The 3,119-nt window shown below is 72.7% G+C and carries 1 protein-coding gene; it reads right to left on the reverse strand.

What is annotated here, in order from left to right; translation table 11 throughout:
* On the reverse strand, positions 1-3,119 hold a 3,119-nt coding region (locus ACLIYP_RS29970; RefSeq protein ID WP_412716223.1), incomplete at both ends, for an SDR family oxidoreductase.

Below are 3,119 nucleotides of genomic sequence, written 5' to 3' on the forward strand. Positions count from 1 at the left end.
CCAGCTTGGTGCCGGTGCCGTGCGCTTCGACGGCGTCGACCTGGCCGGGGGTGAGGCCGGCGTTGGCGAGGGCCTGGCGGATCACCCGCTGCTGGGAGGGGCCGTTCGGGGCGGTCAGGCCGTTGCTGGCGCCGTCCTGATTGACGGCCGTACCCCGGACCACGGCCAGGACCGGGTGTCCGTTGCGCCGCGCATCCGACAGCCGCTCCAGCAGCAGCATGCCGACGCCCTCGGACATGCCCATGCCGTCGGCGTCCGCCGAAAACGCCCGGCACCGGCCGTCCACGGACAGGCCGCGCTGCCGACTGAACTCGGTGAAGGAGGTGGGCACCGCCATCACGGACACACCGCCGGCCAGCGCCAGCGCGGACTCGCCCTGCCGCAGCGACTGCGCCGCGAGATGGAGAGCGACCATCGACGAAGAGCAGCCCGTGTCCAGCGTGACTGCGGCGCCTTCGAGGCCGAGGACGTACGAGACACGGCCCGAAGCGATGCTCGCGGTGTTGCCCGTGCCGAGGTAGCCCTCGATCTCCTCCGGGGTCTCACCGAGGCGCGAGCCGTAGTCGTGGTAGCTGACGCCCGCGAACACGGACGTACGACTGCCCCGCAGGGACTGGGGGTTGATGCCGGCCCGCTCGAAGGCCTCCCAGGACGTCTCCAGAAGCAACCGCTGCTGCGGGTCCATCGCCAGCGCCTCGCGCGGCGAGATGCCGAAGAACGCCGGGTCGAAGTCGGCCGCGTCGTACAGGAATCCGCCGTGCCGGGTGTACGACTTGCCGCGCTGCTCCGGGTCCGGGTCGTACAGCGCGTCGAGGTCCCAACCTCGGTCGGTCGGCAGCCCGGAGATCACATCGTCGCCGCGCAGCAGCAGTTCCCACAGCTCCTCGGGCGAGCGCACGCTGCCCGGGAAGCGGCAGCTCATGCCGATGATGACGATCGGGTCGTCGTCGGCGGCCGGCAGGGCCGACGGCGCCGCGGCGGCCCCGGCCGGCGCCGTGCCGGACAGCGAGCCGAAGAACTCGTTCCGCAGATGACCGGCGAGCACACCGGGGGAGGGGTAGTCGAATACGAGCGTCGCCGGCAGCCGCAGCCCGGTGGCCGTGGTGAGCCGGTTGCGCAGCTCCACCGCGGTCAACGAGTCGAAGCCCAAGTCACGGAAGGCCCGCCCGGGCTCGACGGCCTCACCGGAGGCATGGCCGAGGACCGAGGCGGCCTGAGCGCGGACCAGATCGAGCAGCACCCGGTTCCGCTCGTCGGCCCCGAGACCCTCCAGCCGATCGCGCAGCGGCGATGACGGAACCTTCGCCGCGTCCGGACCAGCCGAGGTCGACGTGGCCGCCTCGGTCTCGCGCTGCGCCTCGGGCACACCGGCGAGCAGCGGACGGAGTCCCGCCGAGGTGAACACCGGGACGAAGCGCTCCCAGTCCACCTCGGCCACGGCCACGAACGTCTCGTCGTGCGTGAGGATCTGACGCATGGCGGAGAAAGCCGTCTCCGGGTCGAGGAACGGCAGCCCCCGCGCCTGAAGTTGCTCAGGCTTGACACCCTCCGGAAGCCGCTCCGGGTCCCAGACGTTCCAAACACCCCACGCGATCGAGCTGGCCTTCAAACCACGGGCCCGGCGCTGCTCGGCGAGCGCGTCTAGATAGGCGTTGGCGGCGGCATAGGCGCCGTGGTCGCCGCTGCCCCAGACACCTGCGATGGAGGAGAACAGCACGAACGCGTCGAGGTCGTCGGAGCCCAGCAGCTCGTCCAGGTGCGCGGCGCCCCCCACCTTCGCGGCCAGGACGTCCGCGAACTCATCGAGCCCCGACTCGGCGAGCGACGCCAACTCGATGAAGGCTGCCGCGTGCACAACCGTGCGCAGAGACTCCCCGTCGGCCTTCAGCCGCTCCAGCACACCCGCGAGCGCGTCGCGGTCGGCGGCGTCGCACGCGGCCACCGTGAGACGGACCCCCTCGGCGTCCAGCTCCGTTGCCAGTTCGGTCATGCCCGGGGCGGACGGACCGCGCCTGCTGGTTAGCACCACATGCTCGGCCCCGTTCGACGCGAGCCACCGCGCGATGTGGGGACCGAGCGCTCCCGTGCCGCCGGTCACCAGCGCCGTACCACTGGTCCGCCAGCCGGGCGCGGCCGGGTCGGGCGTCGCGACGTCCAGCGGGGACCGCACCAGCCGCCGGGCGAAGACGCCCGAGGGGCGGATCGCTACCTGGTCCTCGCCCGCCGGCCCGGCCAGCACCGCGCACAACCGCGCCCGCGCCCGGTCGTCCAGCTCGCGGGGCAGATCAACGAGACCGCCCCAACGCTCGGGCTGCTCCAGCGCCACGACCCGGCCCATGCCCCAGACCTGCGCCTGCACCGGGGCGGTCAGGGTGTCCGAGGCCCCGACGGCCACCGCACCGCAGGTCCCGAACCACACCGGCACCTCAAGCCGGGCGTCACCGAGGGCCTGGACGAGAGCGAGCGTCCCGGCGACACCCGCCGACATCGCCGGATACGCGGGGCAGGGTTCCTCGTCGAGCGCGAGGAAGGACAGCACACCGGCGGGCGGAGCCTCCTGCGCGGACAGTGCCTCACCGATGAGGCCGAGGTACGTACCCCGCGCGGCCTCGGAGGTGTTCAGCTCCAGCGGCACGACCTGCGCGCCGTGCCGCGCCAGCCCCTCGGCCGCCGAACGGGCGACATCGTCGGTGGCATGCCCCTCCGGGAACACCACCAGCCACGTCCCGCCGAGCCCGGTCGCGGCGTCCCCGCCGGCCACCGGCTTCCAACTGATCCCATAGCGCCAGTCGTTCACCGTCGCCTCGCGCCTGCGCTCCTGCCGCCAGGACGCGAGCGCCGGGAGCACCGTGCTCAGTGAGGCGTCGCCGGGTACGTCGAGCGTGTCCGCGAGCGACTCCCAGTCCTCGTTCTCCACGGCCTCCCAGAAGCGCGTGTCGACGATGTCCGTTGCGGGGGCGGGGGCGTGCGCCGCCGCGGTCTCCGGTACGTCGATCCAGTAGCGCTGGTGTTGGAAGGGGTAGGTGGGGAGGTTGATGGGTTGGTTGTGGGGGATGGGCCAGTTGATGGTGTGGCCGTGGGTGTGGAGGTGGGCTGCGGAGGTGAGGAGGCGGGTGAGG

The sequence above is a fragment of the Streptomyces nanhaiensis genome, from assembly GCF_046614825.1.
Lineage (GTDB): Bacteria > Actinomycetota > Actinomycetes > Streptomycetales > Streptomycetaceae > Streptomyces > Streptomyces radiopugnans.